The sequence below is a fragment of the Aquirhabdus parva genome, assembly GCF_003351745.1.
In the GTDB taxonomy this organism is placed as follows: Bacteria; Pseudomonadota; Gammaproteobacteria; order Pseudomonadales; family Moraxellaceae; genus Aquirhabdus; species Aquirhabdus parva.
The window spans coordinates 1,137,850-1,158,431 of record NZ_CP031222.1; the positions used below are offsets into that span (position 1 = coordinate 1,137,850).

Consider the following 20,582-nt stretch of genomic DNA (forward strand, 5'->3'; position numbering starts at 1 on the left):
TTTGGCGGGCAAATTAAAGGGATCTAGATGAGTGCTACCCCGCCAATAGCTGCGGGAGACCAGCGTGGCGTTTCGGGGAGATCAAGGATTGCAGACTCATAGTCTGGTGGCGGGAGTGACTGGGGGATACAGGCAAAACATTGCATGATCGTGATCGGAGCAATGTCGGTGACCAGTTCTAAGCCGTGATCAAGGTGACCGATATGGTCGCCATGATTGATATTGACCTTCTTGTCGATACTGGCCTTGTCTTGACCAATAAAGTTCTCTGAAAGCCCCGCACCATGTTTGAGGTGCTGATGATGCCCCCAATGCCATGTGGTGGGCTGGCTTTCATGCTGACAAAACTGAGCCGCCACACTCCAAGAGCCTTGGATTGGCAGCCATGTCAGCAGTAAGAAGATGAAAATGGTTCTCATGTAGAGAATTGTGGATTAACTTTTCCTTGATGTCAACGCATAGAGTATGAGCAATTTGTAGACGAGGAAAATGGACTCATAACGCATGCTATGAGCTGTAGCTGTGTTTTTTAAGGGGCTGGGAAGATATCTACTGGCTTTCCCGCTTGCGGGGAGAGGCATTGGCGTTTCTAGTTTCATTCATGAGTTTACATAACGTATTGTGTTCATTTAGCGCCATTACGGCAATCACAACGGCATTATGCTGTCTTGAACAGCGTGATTTATCCACGAGTCTGACCATTTCCCGTGTATCGTGTTCGCGACTAGATTTAGCCAAAATGGCATTCACTAGGGCATCGTTATGACCATAACTATTACTATAAATGAGTCGTTGAGTATTCATAGCAGCCGTCCTAGCTGATGGGAAAATGATCATATCACGCAAAAAATCTCCCTAATTTGTAATGTGTATCCAAACTTTTCAGCGGAATTGAGGTCAAGATTAGGCATTTGTTTATGTGAGTATTTTGGGATTGTTAAGAATTGTTCGCTTAATTCTATTGATTGGGACTCCTATGATTGCCATAAGTTTGGGTCTCTATAGTTTAAAGAAGCAACTCAATTCCTTTTTTAAGCCGAGGCACTCAATGCATATGGTAGAGCACAATAAAATTAGTCTTACAGTGAGCAAGCTGCCTGAAATTACATTGCTTTTCTGGGTGATGAAAATATCAACAACGACGCTCGGGGAAACTGCAGGTGATCTTTTTTCAATGACGCTAAACTTAGGCTATGCGATAAGTTCTATTTTATTGTTTGGCTTCTTCCTCGTAACCGTAATTCCTCAGTTGTTTGCAAAGCGATATCTCCCGCTTTTGTACTGGAGTGTGATTTTATCAACCACGATGGTGGGAACAACGATTTCTGATTATTTAGATCGTAGTTTACATCTGGGTTATGTCGCAGGCTCAGGCTTATTACTCAGCATTTTACTACTCATCTTTGCCTTCTGGCGGCTCAGCGGCCAGACATTGGATGTTGAAAAAATCCGATCCCCAAAAACAGAATTAATCTATTGGATGGCTATTCTTGTTTCTAATACTTTAGGTACTGCACTCGGGGATTTCTTGGCTGATAGCTCTGGCTTGGGCTATGCGGGCGGGGCGTTGCTCATCGGAGGAATATTATTGGCCTCAGCAATCGCTGCACGGTTTACCCAAATTTCGAAAGTGTTTCTGTTTTGGTTAGCTTTTATCCTCACTCGACCTTTCGGCGCAACTTTCGGGGATCTGTTTACAAAGTCAGTGGATAAAGGCGGACTAGGGGTCGGAACCATCGAGTCGTCACTGATTCTCTTAAGCATACTCGGCCTTTGTATTACTTATGCGATGTGGCAATACCAAAGACGTGTTCGATAACTCTTTTAATCAAAAGTTTGAGCCATCAAGGCATCGTAAGCCTCGTGACCGCGCGCATTCTCCTGATTAATCCAAGGCATTGGCGACGATCCTGAATTTCATCGGTTGATCGTTGCAAGGCCTGTGCTAACTGATCTATCGATAACTCACAATTTTCAATGAGAAACTGGTCCTCTGATGTAGACCAATTCTGAGCGATCTTGGCGAGATATTTCTTGGTTTTGATCGCGTGTTTAAATTCAAAGAAGTTTATGGCAAGTAACTTCTTTTGTTCTTCATCGGAAAAGTCATTGCGTAAGCACTGCTCAATCAGCCATGCGTAAAGTAATGAACCTTCGGCAACGTGAAGCGCCCAGTGCCGTTTGAAATGTTCGAGCGCCTGTTGGTAAAAATCATCCCAACTCAATCCTAGTAAAATCTCTTCGAGGTCTTTAGTCATCATCAATTCACCACTGGAATATCATTCCAGTCACATAAATAATTGGGGGAGCGATGGGCTTGAGTCATCTCCCAGCTTTGACCTTGGACGGCTGATACACCTACCCCTAAAGATTTTTTGCCGAATTTATTAGACACTTTCTCAAGAGCATCCATTAGGCTTTCATGCTTGATCGCCTCATTGGGGTCCGAGTCAAATAAAGACAGAGACTGTACACATGTCCTCTTAGGGGAGATGGCTGATAAAATTACCCCTGCTTTTTGATAGTCGTAGCCAGCTTGATAGATTTTAGAGACGGCGACGCGCGCGGCGTGGGTGATCTGGAGAATATCGTCGCTTGCATCTTTGAGTGTCACTGTAAAACTATTGCGAATTTGGCGATCTTGCTCTCGATGGCGATTGGTTGTGATATAGACCGTAATCATGGCGCACACGGATTTATCTGCGCGTAGTTTGCTATGTGCGCGGGTTGCAAATACGGTAATGACTTCATGCAGTTTATCGAGTTGTGAGATACGTGTGCCGAAAGTGCGAGACGAAATGATCTGTTGTTTGACCGCAGCCTGCGTCTCCAAAGTTAGGCAACTGATGCCTTGAAGTTCCATCACCGTACGCGCAAGGACGATCGAAAAGTGCTTTTTGATCTGCATTGGATTAGCCTTGACCAGATCTGCAATGGATTTAATCCCCATCTTCCCTAGCGCCTCTGTATGTTTACGACCCACCCCCCAAACCTCTCGGGCCTCAGTCTGCTCCATCCATGCGGTTTTGATTTCAGGGTCTATCTCTAGCCAATTACAAACGCCATTAAAGTCAGGCTGTGACTTTGCCCAATAGTTCGCCAGTTTAGCCTGTGTCTTAGTGGCACCAATCCCGACACAGACTGGTAGACCAATCCACTGCTTGACGCGCTGACGCATTTGCTGCGCATACTCAGTTAGATTAAATAAGTTTTGATACTGAGTCAGCTCAAGGAAGCACTCGTCAATCGAGTATATTTCTTGCTCGGCAGGGGTGACAAAGTCGCCAAGAATACCCATAAAACGATTCGACATTTCACCATACAGCGCATAGTTACTCGATAAGGCGATAATCCCATGTTGCCGAGCCAAGTCCTTAAACTGATACCATGGCCCTGCCATGCGTACACCTAGCGCTTTGGTTTCGCTACTGCGTGAAACGACACAACCGTCATTGTTTGAAAGAACGACAACAGGCTTATCCTTCAATTTGGGATTAAAAACCCGCTCGCAGCTCACATAGCAGTTATTCACATCTACCAGTGCATAGACCTGATTCATGATCTCTTCCGTCTGCGTTTATAGACATTTTTAATCACAGCGGTCACCACACCCCAGACTTCGATGTCTTCATTATCTCTAGGATAGATTGATTTGAATTCTGGATTTTCTGCACGTAACCAGACTTTTTGCTGATCCGATTCTAGCGTTTCGATGATCAGGGTTTTGACCGTGAATTCATTGTTGATCAGCGCAATCACGATATCCCCGCATTCTGCAGTTACAGAGCGATCAACAACCAGCTCATCATCAATTGAAATCCCCGCATCACGCATGGACATCGAGTTCACACGAACAATAAATGTAGATTTTTTGTTTTTAATGAGATGCTTATTGAGATCAATACTACCATCCATATATTCAGCCGCAGGCGAAGGAAATCCTGCTGAGACACGCTCTAGTGCGATCGGAATGTGATAAGTTTCTGTCGTGATCACGACAGGCTTGATCTCAAACGCTGTTAGAGGATATGTAGAAGTCATTTTAAATAGGAGTACAATTACGTTAGATATATCTTACATAATTTTAAGTCGCTTTGCATATTTTTATTGTTTCAACCGACGATCAGCGTCTTATTTTTTGAATCTCCTCATGCAAAAAAAACCGCAAAGCTGCGGTTTTTAAAGGTGTGGCGTGGTAAAGAGTTTATACCAGCACTAGAGTGACATCGATGTTATTGCGTGTCGCATTAGAGTAGGGACATACGATATGCGCGGCATCAATTAATTGCTGTGCTTGAGTGCGGTCCATATTCGGTAGGTCAATCCGCAGCTCCACTTCAATGCCAAAACCAGTTGGGATGGGACCAATACCAACCGTACCTTCTACACTGGCATCAGCTGGCATGGGTAATTTATCCCGACCCGCAACAAACTTCATCGCACCGATAAAGCATGCGCTATAACCTGCTGCAAATAATTGTTCTGGGTTTGTGCCTGCATCCCCACGACCACCCAGTTCACGCGGTGTGGTGAGCTTCAGATCAAGTGCACCGTCAGTAGAGGTTGCACGCCCATCACGACCACCAGTGGCTTTGGCATGGGCTTGGTATAACGCTTTTTCAATAGACATGAGAGTCTCCTTGTTTGGTTTTCAAAGGGGTACAGATATTTCACATCATTATGAAATATTATCGAGTATATTAATATCGCGTGCGATATTAATGGGTTTAAAAAAAGCAAACATCTGATGTTTGCGTTTTCTTAGTTAAATGCAGAGCATCTAATTCATTCGGTTCCGTTAAATAGTCGTTTACGAAGATTAACGAGGTTTTCACGTAGCTGATCAACCTCTTCCCGCGAATAGCCTACGCGTTCACTGATGCATTGAGGAATGCCCTTGGCTTCTTCTCGGAGCGTTCTACCTGCATCGGTAAGCGTGATAATCACTTGACGTTCATCAAGACTTGAGCGCTGCCGTCGTATCAATCCACTCACTTCTAGGCGTTTGAGCAGTGGAGTGAGTGTCGTTGTTTCCAGAAAAAGCTGATCACAAATCTCCGAAACATTCACCCCATCTTTCTCCCAAAGCACCAGCATCACCAAATACTGTGGATAAGTGAGATTGAGATCTTTTAGCAGCTTCCGATAAGCTTTGTTTATTCCAAGCATAGAAGAGTACAGCGCAAAACATAGCTGTGCATCAAGGCTTAAGTAATCAGTATCGGTAGAGCAAGTCGGGTTTGATGTCTTCATGACAAAAATATATATCGTGTACGATATAGTGTCAAGCGATATTTAAAAATTGATTTTCTGTCGTATATATCTATGGTGTTAGGGATTCTTCATCAGACAACTTTGTCTATTTTGAAAGCCGATACATATATTACTGATAAGCAACCTATTCGTTTTGTAAACAACGGAGAGTATATTAAACCACTGAAACAATGGACTCTTTAGAGCAATATTTTAAACTTATAGGTCAAATTTTTTTTCATGGATTCTGATATATACCACTCTATTGTTAACTACTTCCCTTATTTCTGGATTGTGCCTATTCTGCTGGCATTAATCTTCTGGCGTAAGATTCTCTGGGTCTGCGGTGTCATCATCGTTCCCGATAACATGATTGGACTGGTCACCAAAAAATTCGTGCTGTGGGGAACGCATAAAGACCTTCCTCCAGGCAAAATTATCGCGTTGAATGGTGAGGCGGGCGATCAGGTTGATGCTCTCGCATCAGGTATTCATTATGGCTACTGGCCGTGGCAATACAGTGTGCAAAATGAACCACTCACCAAAATCTCTACGGGTTATGTCGGTATCGTTGAATCTCGCGATGGCGCACCTCTAGCCGACGGCAATATTATCGGGCTCCATGTGGAATGCGACATGTTCCAAGACGCACGTTCATTCTTGGCTAAAGGAGGGCAGCGTGGTCCACAAGCCATGGTGATTCCAGAAGGTTCGTACCGTATTAATTCTTTGTTGTTTTCCGTGACTACTGTGCCATTGACCGTGATTAATAAGAATCAAATCGGCATTGTTGAGGCCCATGGCGGTACGCCGATTCCGGTTGGACGGGTTCTGGCAAAGCATGTGAATTGTAATATGTTCCAAGACGCGCATAAGTTTTTGACCTCTGGCGGTGAGCGCGGTCCACAAATTTCGATTATTCCTAATGGACAGTATCGTATCAACCCGCGCCTGTTTTCGGTTAAGGCCGTTGATTCTGTTGATATTCCTGACAATATGGTCGGGATTGTAACAACGAAAGAAGGTGCCTCTCTACCGACGGGTGAAATCGCAGGCAAGGAAGTTCCTCGGCACAATCTGTTTCAGGATGGTCAAGCATTTATCTCGGCGGGTGGCTATAAAGGCCTGCAAGAGCAAGTCATTCTGGCGGGGCGTTATTTTATCAATCCGATGTTTGCGACCGTTGAAGTGGTACAAATGACTGAGGTTCCGATTGCCAATGCCGGTGTTGTGATTGCTTATGTTGGTGATGAGGGCAAAGACGTCACGGGTGCGGACTTTAAACATGGCAATCTGGTATCACGTGGACAAAAAGGGGTATGGGTCGAGCCGCTTGATCCGGGTAAATATCCGATTAATCCGTATACCCATAAAGTGGAATGCGTACCGACTGCGAACGTGGTACTGAACTGGGCAACGGGTAAGTCTGAAGCTCATAATCTTGATAAAAATTTGTCAACGATTACCGTGCGTAGCTCAGATGGCTTTACCTTTAATCTTGATGTCTCACAGATTATTCATATTCCACGCGGTGATTCCCCTAAAGTAATTGCACGTTTTGGTAGTGTAGGAAACTTGGTGACACAAGTCCTAGAGCCAACGATTGGCAACTATTTCCGTAATACCGCACAAAGTTCAGATGTGATTGATTTTCTAAAAGGTCGTACACAACGTCAGGCCGATGCCAAAGCATGTATTGGTGAGGCGTTGAATGAATACAACGTCGTTGCCGTAGATACTTTAATTGGAGATATCGTCCCGCCTGAGTCGCTAATGAAGACCCTCACTGATCGTAAGATCGCAGAGCAAGAGCAAGTGACGTTTGTGACCCAGCAATTGGCTCAAGTTGCGCGTAAAGAGTATGAACAAGCACAGGCAATTGCCGATACGCAATCACGCGTGGTAGCAGCGGAGCGCGAAGTCGAAATCTCTCAGTTCAATGCAAGCTCCATGGTGAAGAAAGCGGAAGGGGACAAAAACTCTAAGGTGCTGAATGCTGAAGGGGATGCGCGCTCTAAAACCGTGAATGCGGAAGCGGATGCCAATGTGTTATCTGTAGTTGGTAAAGCCAAAGCAGAGAACACCCTTGCTGTGGGTACAGCAGAAGCAAAGGTGATTCAAATGAAGACCGATGCTGTAGGCCAAGCCAACTATGCGTTAATTGAGGTCGGTCGGGCTTTGGCGGAGGCCAAGATTCCTCTGGTTCCTCAGATTATGGTAGCTGGTGGGGGCGGTGCAGACAATCAGGGCTCAGCAGGATCTCTGGTCAATGTCTTGCTGGCAAATCTGGTTTCTAAAGATTTGAACAAGGACACTGCTACGCTTCCGGGTGATATGAATAAAGATGCCTAAACGAGTCTGATGACTCTCATGATCTAGTTTATATGCGTCTGATTAAGAGCGCTCTGTTTGATGGCAGAGCGCTTTTTTCATTTGTCTTGGGTACGATGTGTCAATGATGTGGCATGATCATTTTAAGAGCCTTTTTTAAAGCTTTTGAAAAGTTTTTCATCTGGATAAATTGTTAATGAAGAAAATATGATTTATTTAGCTTTTTTTATTACTTTTTTGGATGGAAGATATCTCTTAGGCTTAAATGTCTATGTTGATATGGCGTTATTCTTTTGAAATGCAGTAAGTTTTATTTTCTCCCTCTGCTTAGTTTAGTTCTTGCGTCATCAGGTTGTTCTCAATCAGAAAAATTACATACTGTTGTCGCTTATCAAACGGGCGTTGATCCTTCAAAAGTAGCTCAAGCTGAAGGCTTGTATGATAAAGAAATAGGCTCGTCTGTGGAGTGGAAACGCTTCAATAGTGGTGCAGAAGTCATTAATGCACTGGCATCAGGCGATGTCGATATTGGTAACTTGGGGTCAAGTCCTTTAGCCGCGGGGGCATCGCGGCAGTTGGCGATTGAGGCCTTTATCGTCTCTGCAGAAATTAAAGGTGCTGAAGCTTTCGTCGTTCGAACCGGAAGCGGGATTAATAGCCCCGCAGATCTCATCGGTAAAAAGATAGCAACGCCGTTTGTTTCTACATCGCATTACAGCTTATTGGGTGCTCTGCAACATTGGCAGATTCCGACTTCTAAAATTACCTTGATCAACCTCAATCCATCAGAAATTAATGCAGCATGGCAACGTGGAGATATTGATGGTGCGTTTGTGTGGTCGCCTGCACTAGCAGAGATTAAGAAAACGGGGCATGTACTGACGAGTGCTGATGAGGTGGGGTCTTGGGGACATCCGACTTTTGAGGTTTGGGTGGTGCGCAAAGACTTTGCAAAAGCACATCCAGAAATCGTCTCAAAATTTGCCAAGGTGACTTTAGAGAGTTTTGCCAATTATAAGCAGCACAAAAGCGAGTGGACAGCCCAGTCTGCACCAGTCGCTGCAATCGCGAAGCTAACGGGCGTTAAGCCCGAGGATATCCCGACCTTACTTGAAGGAGCGAGTTATCCGGATTTGCAGTCTCAATTGAGCCCCCGCTTACTTGCCAAAGGAACCGCCCAAGACATCGCAAAAACAGCAAATTTCCTAAAATCACAAGGCATGGTGAATGAAGTGCTAAGTGACTATTCACCCTATGTCAGTACGCAATTTATTCAGTCCATCATTGCCCAAAAATAGAAGGATTGCAGATGTCCACTTTGGTTATCGATCAAATTAGCGCGACCTATCCGAATAGTACACAGCCCGTATTATCGGATATTTCACTTTCCCTCTCTGCGGGTGAGTTACTCGTGGTCTTGGGTGCCTCGGGGAGCGGAAAAACGACCCTACTTAATTTGATCGCAGGATTTATCGAGTCCTCTAAGGGGAAAATTCTGCTCAATGATCGACCTGTGAAAGGACCAGGAGCCGACCGCGGCGTGGTGTTCCAAGATGATGTCTTACTTCCTTGGCAGGATGTGCAAAGTAATGTTGCCTTTGGTTTACAGCTAGCAGGAGTGCCACTACAGGCTCGGCTGGCGAAAGTACAAGAGATTTTAAAGCGGGTGAGTTTAGAGGGTTTTGCAAAGCGCAAAGTATGGGAGCTGTCTGGAGGACAGCGGCAACGCGTGGGGTTGGCGCGTGCCTTGGCATCTGATCCTCAAGTATTGCTATTGGATGAGCCCTTTGGTGCTTTGGACGCTTTCATTCGTGAGCAGATGCAGTGTTTGCTGCTGGATGTATGGGCTGACACGCATAAGCCTGTCTTTCTGATCACGCATGATATTGAAGAGGCGGTTTTCTTGGCAACTGACTTAGTCATTCTTGCCCCCTCGCCACGGGGTATCGTTGAGCGAATTTCACTGGATTTTTCTAAGCGTTTTATTGCGGGCGAGTCAGCACGATCGATTAAGTCCGATCCGCAGTTCATTGCTGTGCGTGAGCATGTGTTGCAGCGTGTGTTCGAGCAGCATGTGCATACGTTAAACAATCAATCTGTTTCAGTTTAATCGAGAAGCCACATGAACAGACCGATAACAGATACGCAAGTTGCTCCTCATGTTGAAGTTGCGCTTCAGACCACGACCAAGAAAAAGCCAAAAGTATTGAGTTTACGATTGAATACTTTATTGATAAGTGCAGCGACTCTGTTGGGGGTACTTCTGATTTGGTGGCTTATTACGACACTGGGTTGGATTAAGCCATTATTTTTACCGGCACCCTCAACGGTATTGGCTAGATTCCTGAGCTTATCCAGCGATGGTTATCTGGGCACAAGCCTCTGGCAACATACAGGAGCGAGTCTAAGACGGATCAGTTTGGCTTTATTGGCGGCGATCCTGATCGCGGTGCCAACGGGTATTGCGATCGGTCAGAGTCGTGTAATTCGCGGCATCATCGATCCGTTGGTTGAGTTTTATCGGCCTATTCCGCCATTGGCATATCTGCCTTTGATTGTCATCTGGTTTGGAATTGGTGAGTTTTCCAAGATTTTACTGATCTATCTGGCTATTTTTGCTCCTATCTTCATTGCAACTTCGACGGGTGTGCTTGCTGTTGATCAGAAGAAATTATTAGCGGCAAAGTCCTTAGGTGCGACTCCATCTCAGCTCATTCGATATGTGGTTATCCCGAGTGCGTTGCCACAAATTTTGACCGGGATCCGTATTGGTCTAGGTGTGGGGTGGTCCACGTTGGTAGCGGCTGAGCTGATTGCTGCGACGCAAGGACTCGGGTTTATGGTCCAATCTGCCGCGCAGCTATTGCAGACTGATGTCGTCATCGTCGGTATTTTGATTATTGCCATCATCGCAGTGGCGCTGGAGTTGGGGTTACGGGCCTTGCAAAAACGCCTAGTGCCTTGGGATCACAATCCATAAGTCCAGTCATTTGGATGTCTCATTTTCAATAAGGGGTTGTCCTTCTCCCCAATGTTCTCGAGTTTTGTTATGTCTTCTTTTACAGCACCTATTGCTTCTGCTAGCGCCTCTACGCCCATTGGTATTCAGGTCATACCCTTGAGCCCCGCTATCGGTGCGATCATTGAGGGTATTCACCTGAGTCAATCTATTAGCCATGAGATCAAACAGTTTTTAGAGCAAGCACTGGTTGAACATCAGGTTCTTTTTTTTAGAAATCAGCCTTTGACACCTGCGGAGCATTATCGTTTTGCGAGAAATTTTGGGGATCTGCATATTCATCCGATATATCCCAATGTGCCTGAGCAGCCCGAAATTTTGATCTTGGATACGGAGCGAAATGATTTACGAGATAATGCACTCTGGCATACCGATGTTAGCTTTTCGGCAACACCCCCTTTAGGATCAATATTAAGTGCAAAAAAAATTCCGCCAATCGGTGGAGATACGCTGTGGGCGAGTGGTACTGCAGCTTATGCTGCTTTATCTCCTGCCATTCAACAATTGCTGACTGGTCTAACAGCGCAACATGATATTGCCAAGTCTTTTCCAGCAGATCGCTTTGCAACCAATCCTGAGGAGCGTAGTCGCTTTGAAGCTGCACTGAAAAAGAATCCACCAGTGACACATCCTGTAGTTCGGACTCATCCGATTTCAGGTCTACCAGCACTCTTTGTTAATGAGGGTTTTACCACCCGAATTAACGAGCTTTCCGACCCTGAAAGCCAAGCATTATTGGCATTCTTGTTTCAGCATAGTCAACGACCTGATTTTACCGTCCGCTGGCGCTGGCAGAAAGATGATGTGGCTTTCTGGGATAATCGAGTGACTTTTCATTATGCTATTGATGATTATCGTCCTCAGCATCGCGTCATGCAGCGTGCGACTGTCAACGGCGATAAACCGTATTTTTTAGAAAGATAATAACGTGATTACGCCTTATCCTTTAGAAGTATCCCTTTATGTTTTAGATGCAATATATTATTTCTCATAAGGTTATGGATTTTATGTAAAACGGATTGGTTAGTAAAAATTATATAATTATCGTATTGATTTTTACTTTTTATTAATCATCCCTTTTATTAATTCTTAATTTGAATGTTTATATCAGCTATAAATATATTGTTAAGGGGGATGGTCGTCTAAAAAATAAAAATCCTGACTTATTTATTTTTCAGGAAATATGATGCTTCGACTTAAAAAAAGACCTATTGCGGCTGCGGTATTGAGCTTGATCTATTGTGCGGGGGCTTATGCGGAAGATGTTGCCACCGATGCGGCACAAGCCGTAACGGTTTTTGGAACTCGTCAAACCCGCCAGGTCTCAGAAGTGGGAAAATCTGATATCGCCGATACTGCACCTGGATCAAGTCCACTGAAAGCGATTAGTCGTTTGCCTGGCGTGAACTTTAATTCAGCGGATACGTATGGTGGCTATGAGTGGGGAAGCCGAATCAGTATCCGAGGTTTTAGTCAAAATCAATTGGGCTTTACCCTCGATGATGTGCCGCTTGGGGACATGAGTTATCGCAATTACAATGGTCTACACATATCACGGGCGATCTCATCAGAAAATATTGCCCGAGCTGTTGTATCACAAGGGACTGGTGCCTTGGGCACGGCATCAACCAGTAATCTGGGTGGAACCTTGCAGTTTTATTCTTTAGATCCATCTGACAAAGCGGGTGTTAACCTACAACAAAGCTTCGGACAAGACTCTGCCAAGCGTTCTTTTGTACGCTTAGATACGGGGCTGATTGCGGGTAGTAATACCAAGCTGTCTTTAAGCTTCACGGATCAAGACTCTGATAAATGGCGCGGTGATGGCGCTCAAAAACAACAACAGTTCAATTCCAAACTGGTTTCCAACTTTGAAAATGCCAAGTTCAGTGCATTCTTAAACTGGTCAGATCGCAAAGAAGTGGATTACATGGATCAGTCCAAAGATAGCATTCGTCGTTTGGGCTATAACTGGGATTATTATGCGCCGAACTGGAATACAGCAATCAATTCGGCCAAGCATCAATGGGCATCGGGTGAAACCTCAGAAGATGATGCGTACTACAATGGGTCGGGTCTACGTGAGGACTGGCTTGCAGGTGCAACATTGGATTATTTCTTGACTGACCATGCATCAATCAAAACCACGGTCTACCATCATAATCAAGAGGGGACGGGTACATGGTGGCTGCCGAATCCGCCCGTCGTGAATGGTACGCCTGTACTTCCGATTGCTTTACGCACACTTGAGTTTAATATCAATCGTTCTGGGATTCTTTCGGCGTTGACGATCGAAAGCGGCATTCATACCTTTAATACGGGTATTTGGTATGAGCGCAATGATTTTGATAATGCAATGCGGTTTTACGCGCAGGATTCAGGGCCAAGTTCTCCTTATGAGCGTCCTTCAGATCCATACTTGACGCGTTGGGATTATAACTTTCAGACCGATACCATACAGTTCCATGCCCAAGATACGTTGAAGCTATCAGATCAATTAACGGTTAACTTCGGTTTTAAGACACCACGAAGCACCACGTCGATCAAGAGTTATAACGATACTGCAGCAAGCTTCAGGCTGAATGGCTCATTGACTGCAACAAAGAACTTTTTACCACAAGCGGGGATTAACTTTAAGCTGAATGAGCACAATGAGTTATTTGCCGATGCCGCACAAAATATTACGGCTTATCGCGGTGTGATCAAAGGGGGGGCTTCGCCTTTTGATACGACCCAAGCCGGATTTGATGCCGTGAAGCAGACGATTCGTCCTGAGGAGTCGATTACAACTGAAGCAGGCTGGCGCTATCATGATCGTGAGTTAGAGAGCTCAGTGACGGTATACCATGTTGATTTTAAAAACCGTTTATTGGCACTCCAGCAAGGAGCTGCGATCATTGGTAATCCTTCCATACTCTCCAACGTGGGGAAGGTTGAGACTAATGGGATACAGGGTTATTTTGCATGGTCACCTCTCTCTCGTTTGAAATGGAGTAACTCCCTCAGTTATAACGACTCAAAATATAAAGATGATTTCACAGATAATGGTGTGATTTACCACAGCTCAGGTAAACAAGTGGTCGATGCGCCGCGCTGGATTGGTAGCTCTGAATTAACCTATGATAACGGTCAGGCTTTTGGTCATGTGGGCGTGAATTACATTGGTAAGCGTTATTATACCTATGTGAATGATAACTCGGTTCAAGGGTATAGCTTGTGGGATTTGGGCGGTGGCTATCGCTGGAAAAATGTCGGATACGCGAATGAATTAAACTTAAGCTTTACGGTCAATAACGTACTGAATAAGAAGTTCTTTGTATTTGGCGATAATCCATTCCCTTCCAGCGATGCAGCCGGTACGTCGTATAATCTCCTTGCCGGTGCGCCACGTACCGCATTCTTGACCTTAGGGGCTAAGTTTAAATAATTGAACTGACCCATCTTCTTACCCATGGGCTTATTGAAATGAGCCCATGGTTCTTTTTTTATTTGGTGTTTACGTTATGAATTGGACTTATCTTGCCATCGCAATTATTTCAGAAGTGATTGCGACTTCGGTGCTAAAGTCCTCAGATGGATTTAGCCATCTCCTGCCTTCTGTTGTGGTCGTGGTTGGCTACGGCATCGCCTTCTATTTTCTGTCTTTAACTTTACGTACCATTCCCATAGGAATCGCTTATGCTATCTGGTCGGGCGTAGGCATTGTACTCATCTCGGTTGTCGGCTGGATTATCTATGGTCAGAAATTAGATTTAACGGCGATTTTAGGGATATCATTGATCACTGCAGGCGCCATCATTTTAAATCTATCCTCTAAAGCCTAAATTAAAAATATCATTTTTGCGCTACCTAATCTTTGATGTTATAGATAACGTCGTCATGTCCTGCTTTTTATTATATGCTCTCGATAACGTTTAAATCATTCACAGGACAACTCTATGAGTTTCCCGATCCAGAGGGCGATGTTTATTCTAGGTCGATTTTGCGTATCGCTAGTTTTACTCGGTGCCGTAATCTGGGGTGGTTTTGCGCTCTGGTATCAGTTTCCGAGTGCACCGCTTGGTAAAGTTGTTGCAATCGTTATATGGGTTGTCTTGGGTGGATTTGCATTGTGGCAAGTATGGGGAGGGCAGGCCAGATGGCCTGCTTTACTTATTTATGTGGTTGCTTTTGTCGGCTTACTGGGCTGGTGGAGTACTATAAAACCTTCCAATCAGCGTGATTGGGCCGATGATGTCGCGCATGTTTTACATGCCGAAGTTCATGGTGATCAAGTTAAGCTGGATAAGGTGCGGAATTTCGACTGGCATACCGAGACACAATATGATGCGCGCTGGGAAACACGCCATTATGATTTAAAGCAACTGGTTTCTGCCGATCTCATCTTATCCTATTGGATGGGTCCTGCCATTGCGCATACCCTAGTATCCTTTGGTTTTAAAGATGGTAGTCACGTAGTCTTCTCCCTAGAGATTCGCAAAGAGCGTCATGAGAGTTTTTCAGCCATTGGGGGATTCTTTCGTGAATTTGAAGTCGTGATGATTGCTGCCGATGAGCGAGATATTGTTCGGGTGCGCAGCAATGTACGCGGCGAGCAGGTCTATCTCTATCGACTCAACGTGCCACAGCAAGATTTACGCTTGATGTTCCTCAATTACATGGATGAAGCTAAGTCCTTAGAGAATAAGCCTAGTTTCTATAATACGCTGACCACGAATTGCACCACCATCGTCTATGACTTGGCTCGACGTATTTCTCCAACCTTACCTCTAGATTATCGTTTGATTCTTTCTGGTTATTTGGGTGAGTACGCACAGGATGCCAAGTTATTAACCCCAAACTATGATTTCAAAACGCTACAGCAGCGGGGATATATCAATCCGCGAGCAATTGCTGCTGGGCAAGATGCTCATTTTTCAGAAATCATCCGGCAGGGCGTTCCGGGTATAGCCGCAATCAAAGCCCCGATCCAAAAAGGAACTCCGTGATGCTGACTTTGTACACGATGCGGACATGGATGTTGTTGGCGGGCATCTGTCTCAGCTTGTTAAATGGTTGCGCGATGGTCGAAGTCAGTTCTATGCGTCCGACTGACTATATTGCACTGCAACGCGGTGATATCTTGACAACGAACAAGCTGAGTTCGGCAACGATAGATGTCTTGAATGTCGTTGATTTAGATGAGGCGCGCTGCAGAAAGAAAGTCACAGAATGCATCGCCGCGATCAAAAGTACTTCAGGGCTTACCGATGAACGACGTTTATCGAGTCTATCTGAACTCTGGATGCTGGCAGCCATGAGCCATCCCGTTCAACAAAGTTCAACGGATGTCGAAGCTGATATTGATGCTTGGCTGGAAGTGGCACGTTATGCTTATGCTTATCTATTTTTTACAGGACGTACTCCGGGTGAGCGTGCGTTTGAAGACCGTCAGACGCAGGTAAAAGATTATTATAATTATGCGGTCCAGCAGGCGACGATCTTATTGTTTCATCGTCAAAAAACTTTGTATGGAACAAATCCAACTTGGGTGACCAATGAGATCCAGATCGGTCATTGGACTGTAGATGTTGATCGATCTAATCTTAAGAATGTCAGTCAAGTTCCACAGGAAGTAATTCCTGCGGCAACATTACGCTTTAATGGCTTACGCAGTGTTTATCGGCGCGATGGCTTTGGGGCTGAGCTTGTCGCTGTTATGCCCCAAGCACCTTTGGGCGATAGTATGACAACGCGTTTGAATAAGCTGCTTAAACCCGCGAAGAAAACTGCCGTTTACAGTGAGATGCCTTCACCAGAGGTGACAGTGATGTTCCGATTCGTTGGTTTTACTTTGCCGGAAGTTTTAGCCACACATCATTTGCAATTGGCAACGTATGATCCTTATATGCAGTCCCGGGTCATCATTAAAGATCAGACAGTCCCACTTGCTGCGAATTTTACTGCAGGTTATGGGCTGTGGCTTGCACGGTCAGGCTTTGCGACTCAGTCACTTCGGACCCTGTTTGGTCGTTCAGAAGGCATCACTACGCCGCATGTGTATCTGATGCAGCCTTATGATCCTAAGCGCCGTATTATTGTCATGCTGCATGGTCTGGCCAGTAGTCCAGAAGCATGGGTGAATGTCGCCAATGAGGTGCTTGGCGATGAAGCCCTACGCCAGCATTACCAAGTTTGGCAGGTGTATTACCCCACCAATGCGCCCATTGCGTATAACCTTGCATTGATTCGTGATGCGCTGGATCAGACTTTACAACATTTTGACCCCACAGGTACGGCACCTGCTTCCAAAGATATGGTGCTGATCGGGCACAGTATGGGCGGCGTCATTTCTAGGCTACTGGTTTCAACTGCCCAAGATCAATTGTGGAGTGCACTCTTTGAAAAAAGGCATATCGATGCCGATCGGCTGGCAAAACTCCATGATCGACTGGATCCCTTGCTCACCTTTAAGCCAATGCCAAACGTTGAGCGAGTGATTTTTATTGCGGCTCCGCATCGCGGTACACCCTTTGCGAGTAACACCATTGGACGTTGGGTGGGGAACTTGATTAAGTTACCCATAAGTTTGTTGGATCGTTTTGACGATGTTGCGCAGATTTTGACAGAAGGGAATATCAATCTCTTATCGGGCAAAGATCGTATGGTACCGAATAGCATCGATAATTTGAAGGATACCGATCCGTTTGTGCGAGCGGCTGCGACTTTGCCGATTTCACCGGAAGTCAAATATCACTCCATTATTGCTAAACGCAAAGCCTCGACGCCGTTACTCGACTCTGACGATGGTGTCGTGCCTTATCGCAGCTCTCACTTAGATGGAGCATTGTCTGAAAAGGTGATTATTTCATCCCATAGTGTACAAGATACGCCGCAGTCTATTTTGGAGATTAGGCGGATTCTCCATGAGGATTTGGGGGATTCGGATAAAGTCTCTTTTGATCGTTCTGAGGTCGGGGAGCATAGAGACTTATGATTTCTTAAAGTTTAGGGATGTCAGGTCTTTGATATCCTCCAGTAATACCTTCTTTCGAGAGTACCCATTGCCAAAGCTGCATATCTCGGGCGCGAAATACTCCTGCGCACAGCAGTAAGTAATAACGCCACATCCGATAGAACCGCTCGCCGTATTGGTCTTTGAATTTAGGCCACGCGGCTTCAAAGTTGGCATGCCAAGCCATAAGGGTTTTGTCGTAGTCAGCACTGAAATTATGTAGGTCTTCTACAACGAACAAACCATCAACGGCATCGCCAATTTGTCCAATGGAAGGTAGATAACCATTCGGAAAGATGTATTTGTCAATCCATGCATCGGTATGCGATCTGCGCTGATTTTTGCCGATGGTATGCAGTAAGAAAAGACCATCCTCTTTAAGACAACGATGAGCAACGGTCATGTAGGTTTTATAGTTTTTATAGCCGACATGCTCGAACATCCCGATACTGGCAATACGATCAAAGGGTTCATTGATCGAGCGATAATCTTGTAGACGAAACTCTAAGGGGAGACCTGCATAGCGTTTTTGAGCCCAATCCGCTTGCTCTTTGGAGATAGTGATCCCTACGCATTTCACACCATAGTGCTGAGCGGCATATCCCATCAAACTGCCCCAACCGCAGCCAATATCTAGCAAGCGCATACCGGGTTTAAGCTGAAGCTTGCGGCAGATCATATCGAGTTTAGCTTCTTGCGCTTGCTCTAAATTCTTTGCACCGCTTTGCCAGTACCCACAGGTATAAGTCATTCTGGAGTCGAGCATGCTGGCATAAAAATCATTGCCGATGTCGTAGTGGGCTTCACCTACTTTCCAAGCCCGTTTTAAACTTTGTAAATTAAACAGTCTAGCCCGTAAGCTCAGCAAGAGCATACGAATGGGCTGAATTTTTTGATCAAGATGGGCATGGAGAATGCGATAGAAAAATTCATCCAGCTGCTCCACATCCCAGTCTCCATCCATATAGGACTCACCCAGTCCAAGGTTGCCCATAGACAGCACGCGTGCTGCAACTTTTGAGTTATAGATTTGCATATCCCAAGGTCGATGACCACCCATAGTGATATCTGCTTGGCTGAGTAGCTCACTCAGCGCTTGTTCTTCGGAGGTTTTCTTAAGACTTGGGATATTTGAAATGCTATTCATTGTGGTTACCTTGCTGAGTTATATTCGTGATATGAGATATAACGGTATCCTGAACAACCTTAGATAGTATGGAATAGGGCTATCCATCGTATCAAGCTGTCCACATGGCGTCTGTACGCTAGCCAACAGACCGAGGTATAAAAAAAGAGTGAACCATATAAAAAATAGATCGTAAATAGGTTATTTATTAACCTGTTTGGTATTTTTGAAATGAGCATAATTCGATTGTTCATATCCCTGTCAGAATTCCTTAATACGTAGCGCGTATCCTGCTTTGCATTCGTCATGATGTGATCATTAACAGGATGCTTCTCCATGTCAAACCCATTTAACACGACACAACGCGTTTTCCGTTTGAGTTTGCGTACGACATTATTCGGACTAGCATGTGGCGGTCTGCTGTATGGCTGTAATGGATCAGATAATGATGTATCGGTTACACCATTAATCATCAATGATGCCGCCACTGCAGATGCTAACCTTCAGGCAGCATGGGTCACGATAGGGGATAACAATCAAGCTATTGCCCGTGTCATCACCAATTACACGCCTGCTTCTAGTACAACCGATGCCAATGCTGTATGTCCACTATTAACCGTCGATGGACATCAAAATCGTATGACGTTGCGTGTCGGAGCGGGGAATATGCCATTGCGTACGACGGCGAGTGATCCAGTGGACTCAAAGCCATCCAGCTTTCCAGTATCTGTTTGTGAAGCCAATCTATCGGCGACTGCGAAACAGGCTAGCGTAGGTTCCCGCACCTTGCCATTACCAAAAGCAGAGCCTCAACACATTCTAGTATTGGGTGATACGGGCTGCCGACTGAAAAAAAGTGGCAATGCTTATCAAGCTTGTAATGATCCGACGGCTTGGCCGCTGTCTACAGTTGTTGCATCCGCCGCGAGTTTGAATCCAGATTTGGTGATTCATGTCGGGGATTATCATTACCGTGAGAATTTGTGTCCGTCAGATATCACGGGTTGTAAGGACAGTCCTTGGGGATATGGTTGGGATACTTGGCAGGCTGATCTGTTTAAGCCAGCGGCGGCATTGTTTGCCAAGGCGCCTTGGGTGGTGGTACGTGGCAATCACGAAGAGTGTGCACGAGCAGGTCAAGGCTGGTTCCGTTTTCTAGATCCACGGGCCTATAGCGATGCGCGTTCATGTAATGATCCAAGCAATGATAATGTTGCCAACTATAGTGATCCCTATGCGGTGCCACTGGGTGCGGATTCACAGATTATTATCTTTGATTCGTCCAAAGCCGGTGCGAATGCACTGAAAACGACAGACCTCCAGTTCCAGACCTATCAAAAACAGTTTCAGACTGTTGCGGCGCTTGCAGCTAAGACCAGTGTCAAAACAACATTATTTACCAATCATCACCCGATTTTGGCTTTTGCCCCAATTGCCGGAGCTAATCCAGCACCGGGCAATCTAGCCTTACAGTCGGTGATGAGCAGCCTCAATGCCCAAGCCTATTATCCAGCAGGCATTCAATTGGCGCTGCATGGTCATGTCCATGATTTTCAGGCCATCAATTTCGCCAGCAATCACCCTGCGACGATCGTGGCGGGCAATGCTGGTGATACTTTAGATGTGGCCCTCCCTGATCCACTACCAACAGGCGCAACGCCAGCACCGGGAGCGGTCATCGATAAGATTACCCATCACAGTACTTTTGGTTTCATGATGATGGATCGTAATCCTGCACCTGCCACAGGGTGGACTTATAAGGCTTACACAACGACAGGTAAACTGTTGACCACTTGTACTCAAACGGGTCGCCAGATAGCTTGTGATAAGACAGGCTATATTACCCCGTGATTGTTGGC

At 45.4% G+C, this 20,582-nt stretch carries 19 protein-coding genes; 11 read left to right on the forward strand and 8 right to left on the reverse strand.

Annotated features, from left to right (window positions below):
• Positions 1 to 23: 23 nt before the first annotated feature.
• Positions 24 to 419, reverse strand: a complete 396-nt coding sequence (locus tag HYN46_RS05035) for a hypothetical protein (RefSeq protein WP_114898370.1) — start codon at positions 417 to 419, stop codon at positions 24 to 26.
• A 130-nt stretch (positions 420 to 549) separates the two neighbouring features.
• The gene (locus HYN46_RS05040) at positions 550 to 804 is read right to left on the reverse strand and encodes a hypothetical protein (protein WP_162818089.1); all 255 of its coding nucleotides are present in this window, start codon (positions 802 to 804) and stop codon (positions 550 to 552) included.
• A 250-nt stretch (positions 805 to 1,054) separates the two neighbouring features.
• Here HYN46_RS05040 and HYN46_RS05045 point away from each other — a divergent pair, with 250 nt between their 5' ends.
• A complete protein-coding gene (locus HYN46_RS05045) occupies positions 1,055 to 1,819 on the forward strand; it encodes a COG4705 family protein (RefSeq protein ID WP_456061858.1) in 765 nt (254 codons plus the stop codon).
• 25 nt (positions 1,820 to 1,844) lie between these two features.
• On the opposite strand, the gene HYN46_RS17470 is transcribed toward HYN46_RS05045, so the two are convergent.
• The 5 genes from HYN46_RS17470 to HYN46_RS05070 all read right to left on the reverse strand — a co-directional run bounded on the left by HYN46_RS17470 (position 1,845) and on the right by HYN46_RS05070 (position 5,253).
• Positions 1,845 to 2,261: a hypothetical protein gene (locus HYN46_RS17470; RefSeq protein ID WP_228254895.1), complete on the reverse strand. Its 417-nt coding sequence runs from the start codon at positions 2,259 to 2,261 to the stop codon at positions 1,845 to 1,847.
• Positions 2,261 to 3,559 (reverse strand): Y-family DNA polymerase, encoded by a 1,299-nt coding sequence (locus HYN46_RS05055; RefSeq protein ID WP_114898372.1) that lies wholly within the window; start codon positions 3,557 to 3,559, stop codon positions 2,261 to 2,263. Before HYN46_RS05055 ends, HYN46_RS17470 begins: the two co-directional genes overlap by 1 nt.
• Positions 3,556 to 4,041 carry a LexA family protein gene (locus tag HYN46_RS05060; protein WP_114898373.1) on the reverse strand — a complete coding sequence of 162 codons (486 nt, stop codon included), beginning with the start codon at positions 4,039 to 4,041 and terminating at the stop codon, positions 3,556 to 3,558. The genes HYN46_RS05055 and HYN46_RS05060 overlap by 4 nt, the downstream gene beginning before the upstream one ends.
• A 163-nt stretch (positions 4,042 to 4,204) precedes the next feature.
• Positions 4,205 to 4,630: an organic hydroperoxide resistance protein gene (locus tag HYN46_RS05065; RefSeq protein ID WP_114898374.1), complete on the reverse strand. Its 426-nt coding sequence runs from the start codon at positions 4,628 to 4,630 to the stop codon at positions 4,205 to 4,207.
• A 155-nt stretch (positions 4,631 to 4,785) separates the two neighbouring features.
• Positions 4,786 to 5,253, reverse strand: a complete 468-nt coding sequence (locus tag HYN46_RS05070; RefSeq protein WP_114898375.1) for a MarR family winged helix-turn-helix transcriptional regulator — start codon at positions 5,251 to 5,253, stop codon at positions 4,786 to 4,788.
• Positions 5,254 to 5,493: 240 nt separating this feature from the next.
• Between HYN46_RS05070 and HYN46_RS05075 the strand changes: the two genes are divergently transcribed.
• The 9 genes from HYN46_RS05075 (at position 5,494) to HYN46_RS05115 (ending at position 17,579) form a co-directional block, all read left to right on the forward strand.
• The gene (locus tag HYN46_RS05075) at positions 5,494 to 7,605 is read left to right on the forward strand and encodes an SPFH domain-containing protein (RefSeq protein ID WP_114898376.1); all 2,112 of its coding nucleotides are present in this window, start codon (positions 5,494 to 5,496) and stop codon (positions 7,603 to 7,605) included.
• A gap of 272 nt (positions 7,606 to 7,877) precedes the next feature.
• Positions 7,878 to 8,882 carry a taurine ABC transporter substrate-binding protein gene (gene tauA, locus HYN46_RS05080; protein ID WP_228254896.1) on the forward strand — a complete coding sequence of 335 codons (1,005 nt, stop codon included), beginning with the start codon at positions 7,878 to 7,880 and terminating at the stop codon, positions 8,880 to 8,882.
• Between the two features lie 11 nt (positions 8,883 to 8,893).
• On the forward strand, positions 8,894 to 9,694 hold the full coding sequence (gene tauB / locus HYN46_RS05085; protein ID WP_114898377.1) for a taurine ABC transporter ATP-binding subunit: 801 nt from the start codon (positions 8,894 to 8,896) through the stop codon (positions 9,692 to 9,694).
• Between the two features lie 12 nt (positions 9,695 to 9,706).
• Positions 9,707 to 10,564: a taurine ABC transporter permease TauC gene (tauC, locus tag HYN46_RS05090; RefSeq protein ID WP_114898378.1), complete on the forward strand. Its 858-nt coding sequence runs from the start codon at positions 9,707 to 9,709 to the stop codon at positions 10,562 to 10,564.
• A gap of 69 nt (positions 10,565 to 10,633) precedes the next feature.
• On the forward strand, positions 10,634 to 11,527 hold the full coding sequence (gene tauD, locus HYN46_RS05095) for a taurine dioxygenase (RefSeq protein ID WP_210009393.1): 894 nt from the start codon (positions 10,634 to 10,636) through the stop codon (positions 11,525 to 11,527).
• Between the two features lie 262 nt (positions 11,528 to 11,789).
• The gene (locus HYN46_RS05100; RefSeq protein ID WP_162818090.1) at positions 11,790 to 14,030 is read left to right on the forward strand and encodes a TonB-dependent receptor; all 2,241 of its coding nucleotides are present in this window, start codon (positions 11,790 to 11,792) and stop codon (positions 14,028 to 14,030) included.
• Positions 14,031 to 14,106: 76 nt separating this feature from the next.
• Complete coding sequence (locus HYN46_RS05105) at positions 14,107 to 14,427, forward strand: DMT family transporter (protein WP_114900623.1); 321 nt, start codon at positions 14,107 to 14,109, stop codon at positions 14,425 to 14,427.
• A gap of 114 nt (positions 14,428 to 14,541) precedes the next feature.
• A complete protein-coding gene (locus tag HYN46_RS05110) occupies positions 14,542 to 15,591 on the forward strand; it encodes an Lnb N-terminal periplasmic domain-containing protein (protein ID WP_114898380.1) in 1,050 nt (349 codons plus the stop codon).
• A complete protein-coding gene (locus HYN46_RS05115) occupies positions 15,591 to 17,579 on the forward strand; it encodes an esterase/lipase family protein (protein WP_114898381.1) in 1,989 nt (662 codons plus the stop codon). The genes HYN46_RS05110 and HYN46_RS05115 overlap by 1 nt, the downstream gene beginning before the upstream one ends.
• A gap of 4 nt (positions 17,580 to 17,583) precedes the next feature.
• Here the strand turns inward: HYN46_RS05115 and cfa are convergent, their stop codons facing one another.
• The gene (gene cfa, locus HYN46_RS05120; RefSeq protein ID WP_114898382.1) at positions 17,584 to 18,744 is read right to left on the reverse strand and encodes a cyclopropane fatty acyl phospholipid synthase; all 1,161 of its coding nucleotides are present in this window, start codon (positions 18,742 to 18,744) and stop codon (positions 17,584 to 17,586) included.
• 315 nt (positions 18,745 to 19,059) lie between these two features.
• Between cfa and HYN46_RS05125 the strand changes: the two genes are divergently transcribed.
• Positions 19,060 to 20,574 carry a metallophosphoesterase family protein gene (locus tag HYN46_RS05125; protein ID WP_114898383.1) on the forward strand — a complete coding sequence of 505 codons (1,515 nt, stop codon included), beginning with the start codon at positions 19,060 to 19,062 and terminating at the stop codon, positions 20,572 to 20,574.
• The last annotated feature ends 8 nt before the right edge of the window (positions 20,575 to 20,582 follow it).

Excerpts from the sequence above, each read along its gene's own strand:
- HYN46_RS05035 (WP_114898370.1), bottom strand. The coding sequence starts at position 419 with ATGAGAACCATTTTCATCTTCTTACTGCTGACATGGCTGCCAATCCAA.
- HYN46_RS05040 (WP_162818089.1), bottom strand. The coding sequence starts at position 804 with ATGAATACTCAACGACTCATTTATAGTAATAGTTATGGTCATAACGAT.
- HYN46_RS05045 (WP_456061858.1), top strand. The coding sequence starts at position 1,055 with ATGGTAGAGCACAATAAAATTAGTCTTACAGTGAGCAAGCTGCCTGAA.
- HYN46_RS17470 (WP_228254895.1), bottom strand. The coding sequence starts at position 2,261 with ATGATGACTAAAGACCTCGAAGAGATTTTACTAGGATTGAGTTGGGAT.
- HYN46_RS05055 (WP_114898372.1), bottom strand. The coding sequence starts at position 3,559 with ATGAATCAGGTCTATGCACTGGTAGATGTGAATAACTGCTATGTGAGC.
- HYN46_RS05060 (WP_114898373.1), bottom strand. The coding sequence starts at position 4,041 with ATGACTTCTACATATCCTCTAACAGCGTTTGAGATCAAGCCTGTCGTG.
- HYN46_RS05065 (WP_114898374.1), bottom strand. The coding sequence starts at position 4,630 with ATGTCTATTGAAAAAGCGTTATACCAAGCCCATGCCAAAGCCACTGGT.
- HYN46_RS05070 (WP_114898375.1), bottom strand. The coding sequence starts at position 5,253 with ATGAAGACATCAAACCCGACTTGCTCTACCGATACTGATTACTTAAGC.
- HYN46_RS05075 (WP_114898376.1), top strand. The coding sequence starts at position 5,494 with ATGGATTCTGATATATACCACTCTATTGTTAACTACTTCCCTTATTTC.
- tauB (WP_114898377.1), top strand. The coding sequence starts at position 8,894 with ATGTCCACTTTGGTTATCGATCAAATTAGCGCGACCTATCCGAATAGT.
- tauC (WP_114898378.1), top strand. The coding sequence starts at position 9,707 with ATGAACAGACCGATAACAGATACGCAAGTTGCTCCTCATGTTGAAGTT.
- tauD (WP_210009393.1), top strand. The coding sequence starts at position 10,634 with ATGTCTTCTTTTACAGCACCTATTGCTTCTGCTAGCGCCTCTACGCCC.
- HYN46_RS05100 (WP_162818090.1), top strand. The coding sequence starts at position 11,790 with ATGCTTCGACTTAAAAAAAGACCTATTGCGGCTGCGGTATTGAGCTTG.
- HYN46_RS05105 (WP_114900623.1), top strand. The coding sequence starts at position 14,107 with ATGAATTGGACTTATCTTGCCATCGCAATTATTTCAGAAGTGATTGCG.
- HYN46_RS05110 (WP_114898380.1), top strand. The coding sequence starts at position 14,542 with ATGAGTTTCCCGATCCAGAGGGCGATGTTTATTCTAGGTCGATTTTGC.
- HYN46_RS05115 (WP_114898381.1), top strand. The coding sequence starts at position 15,591 with ATGCTGACTTTGTACACGATGCGGACATGGATGTTGTTGGCGGGCATC.
- cfa (WP_114898382.1), bottom strand. The coding sequence starts at position 18,744 with ATGAATAGCATTTCAAATATCCCAAGTCTTAAGAAAACCTCCGAAGAA.
- HYN46_RS05125 (WP_114898383.1), top strand. The coding sequence starts at position 19,060 with ATGTCAAACCCATTTAACACGACACAACGCGTTTTCCGTTTGAGTTTG.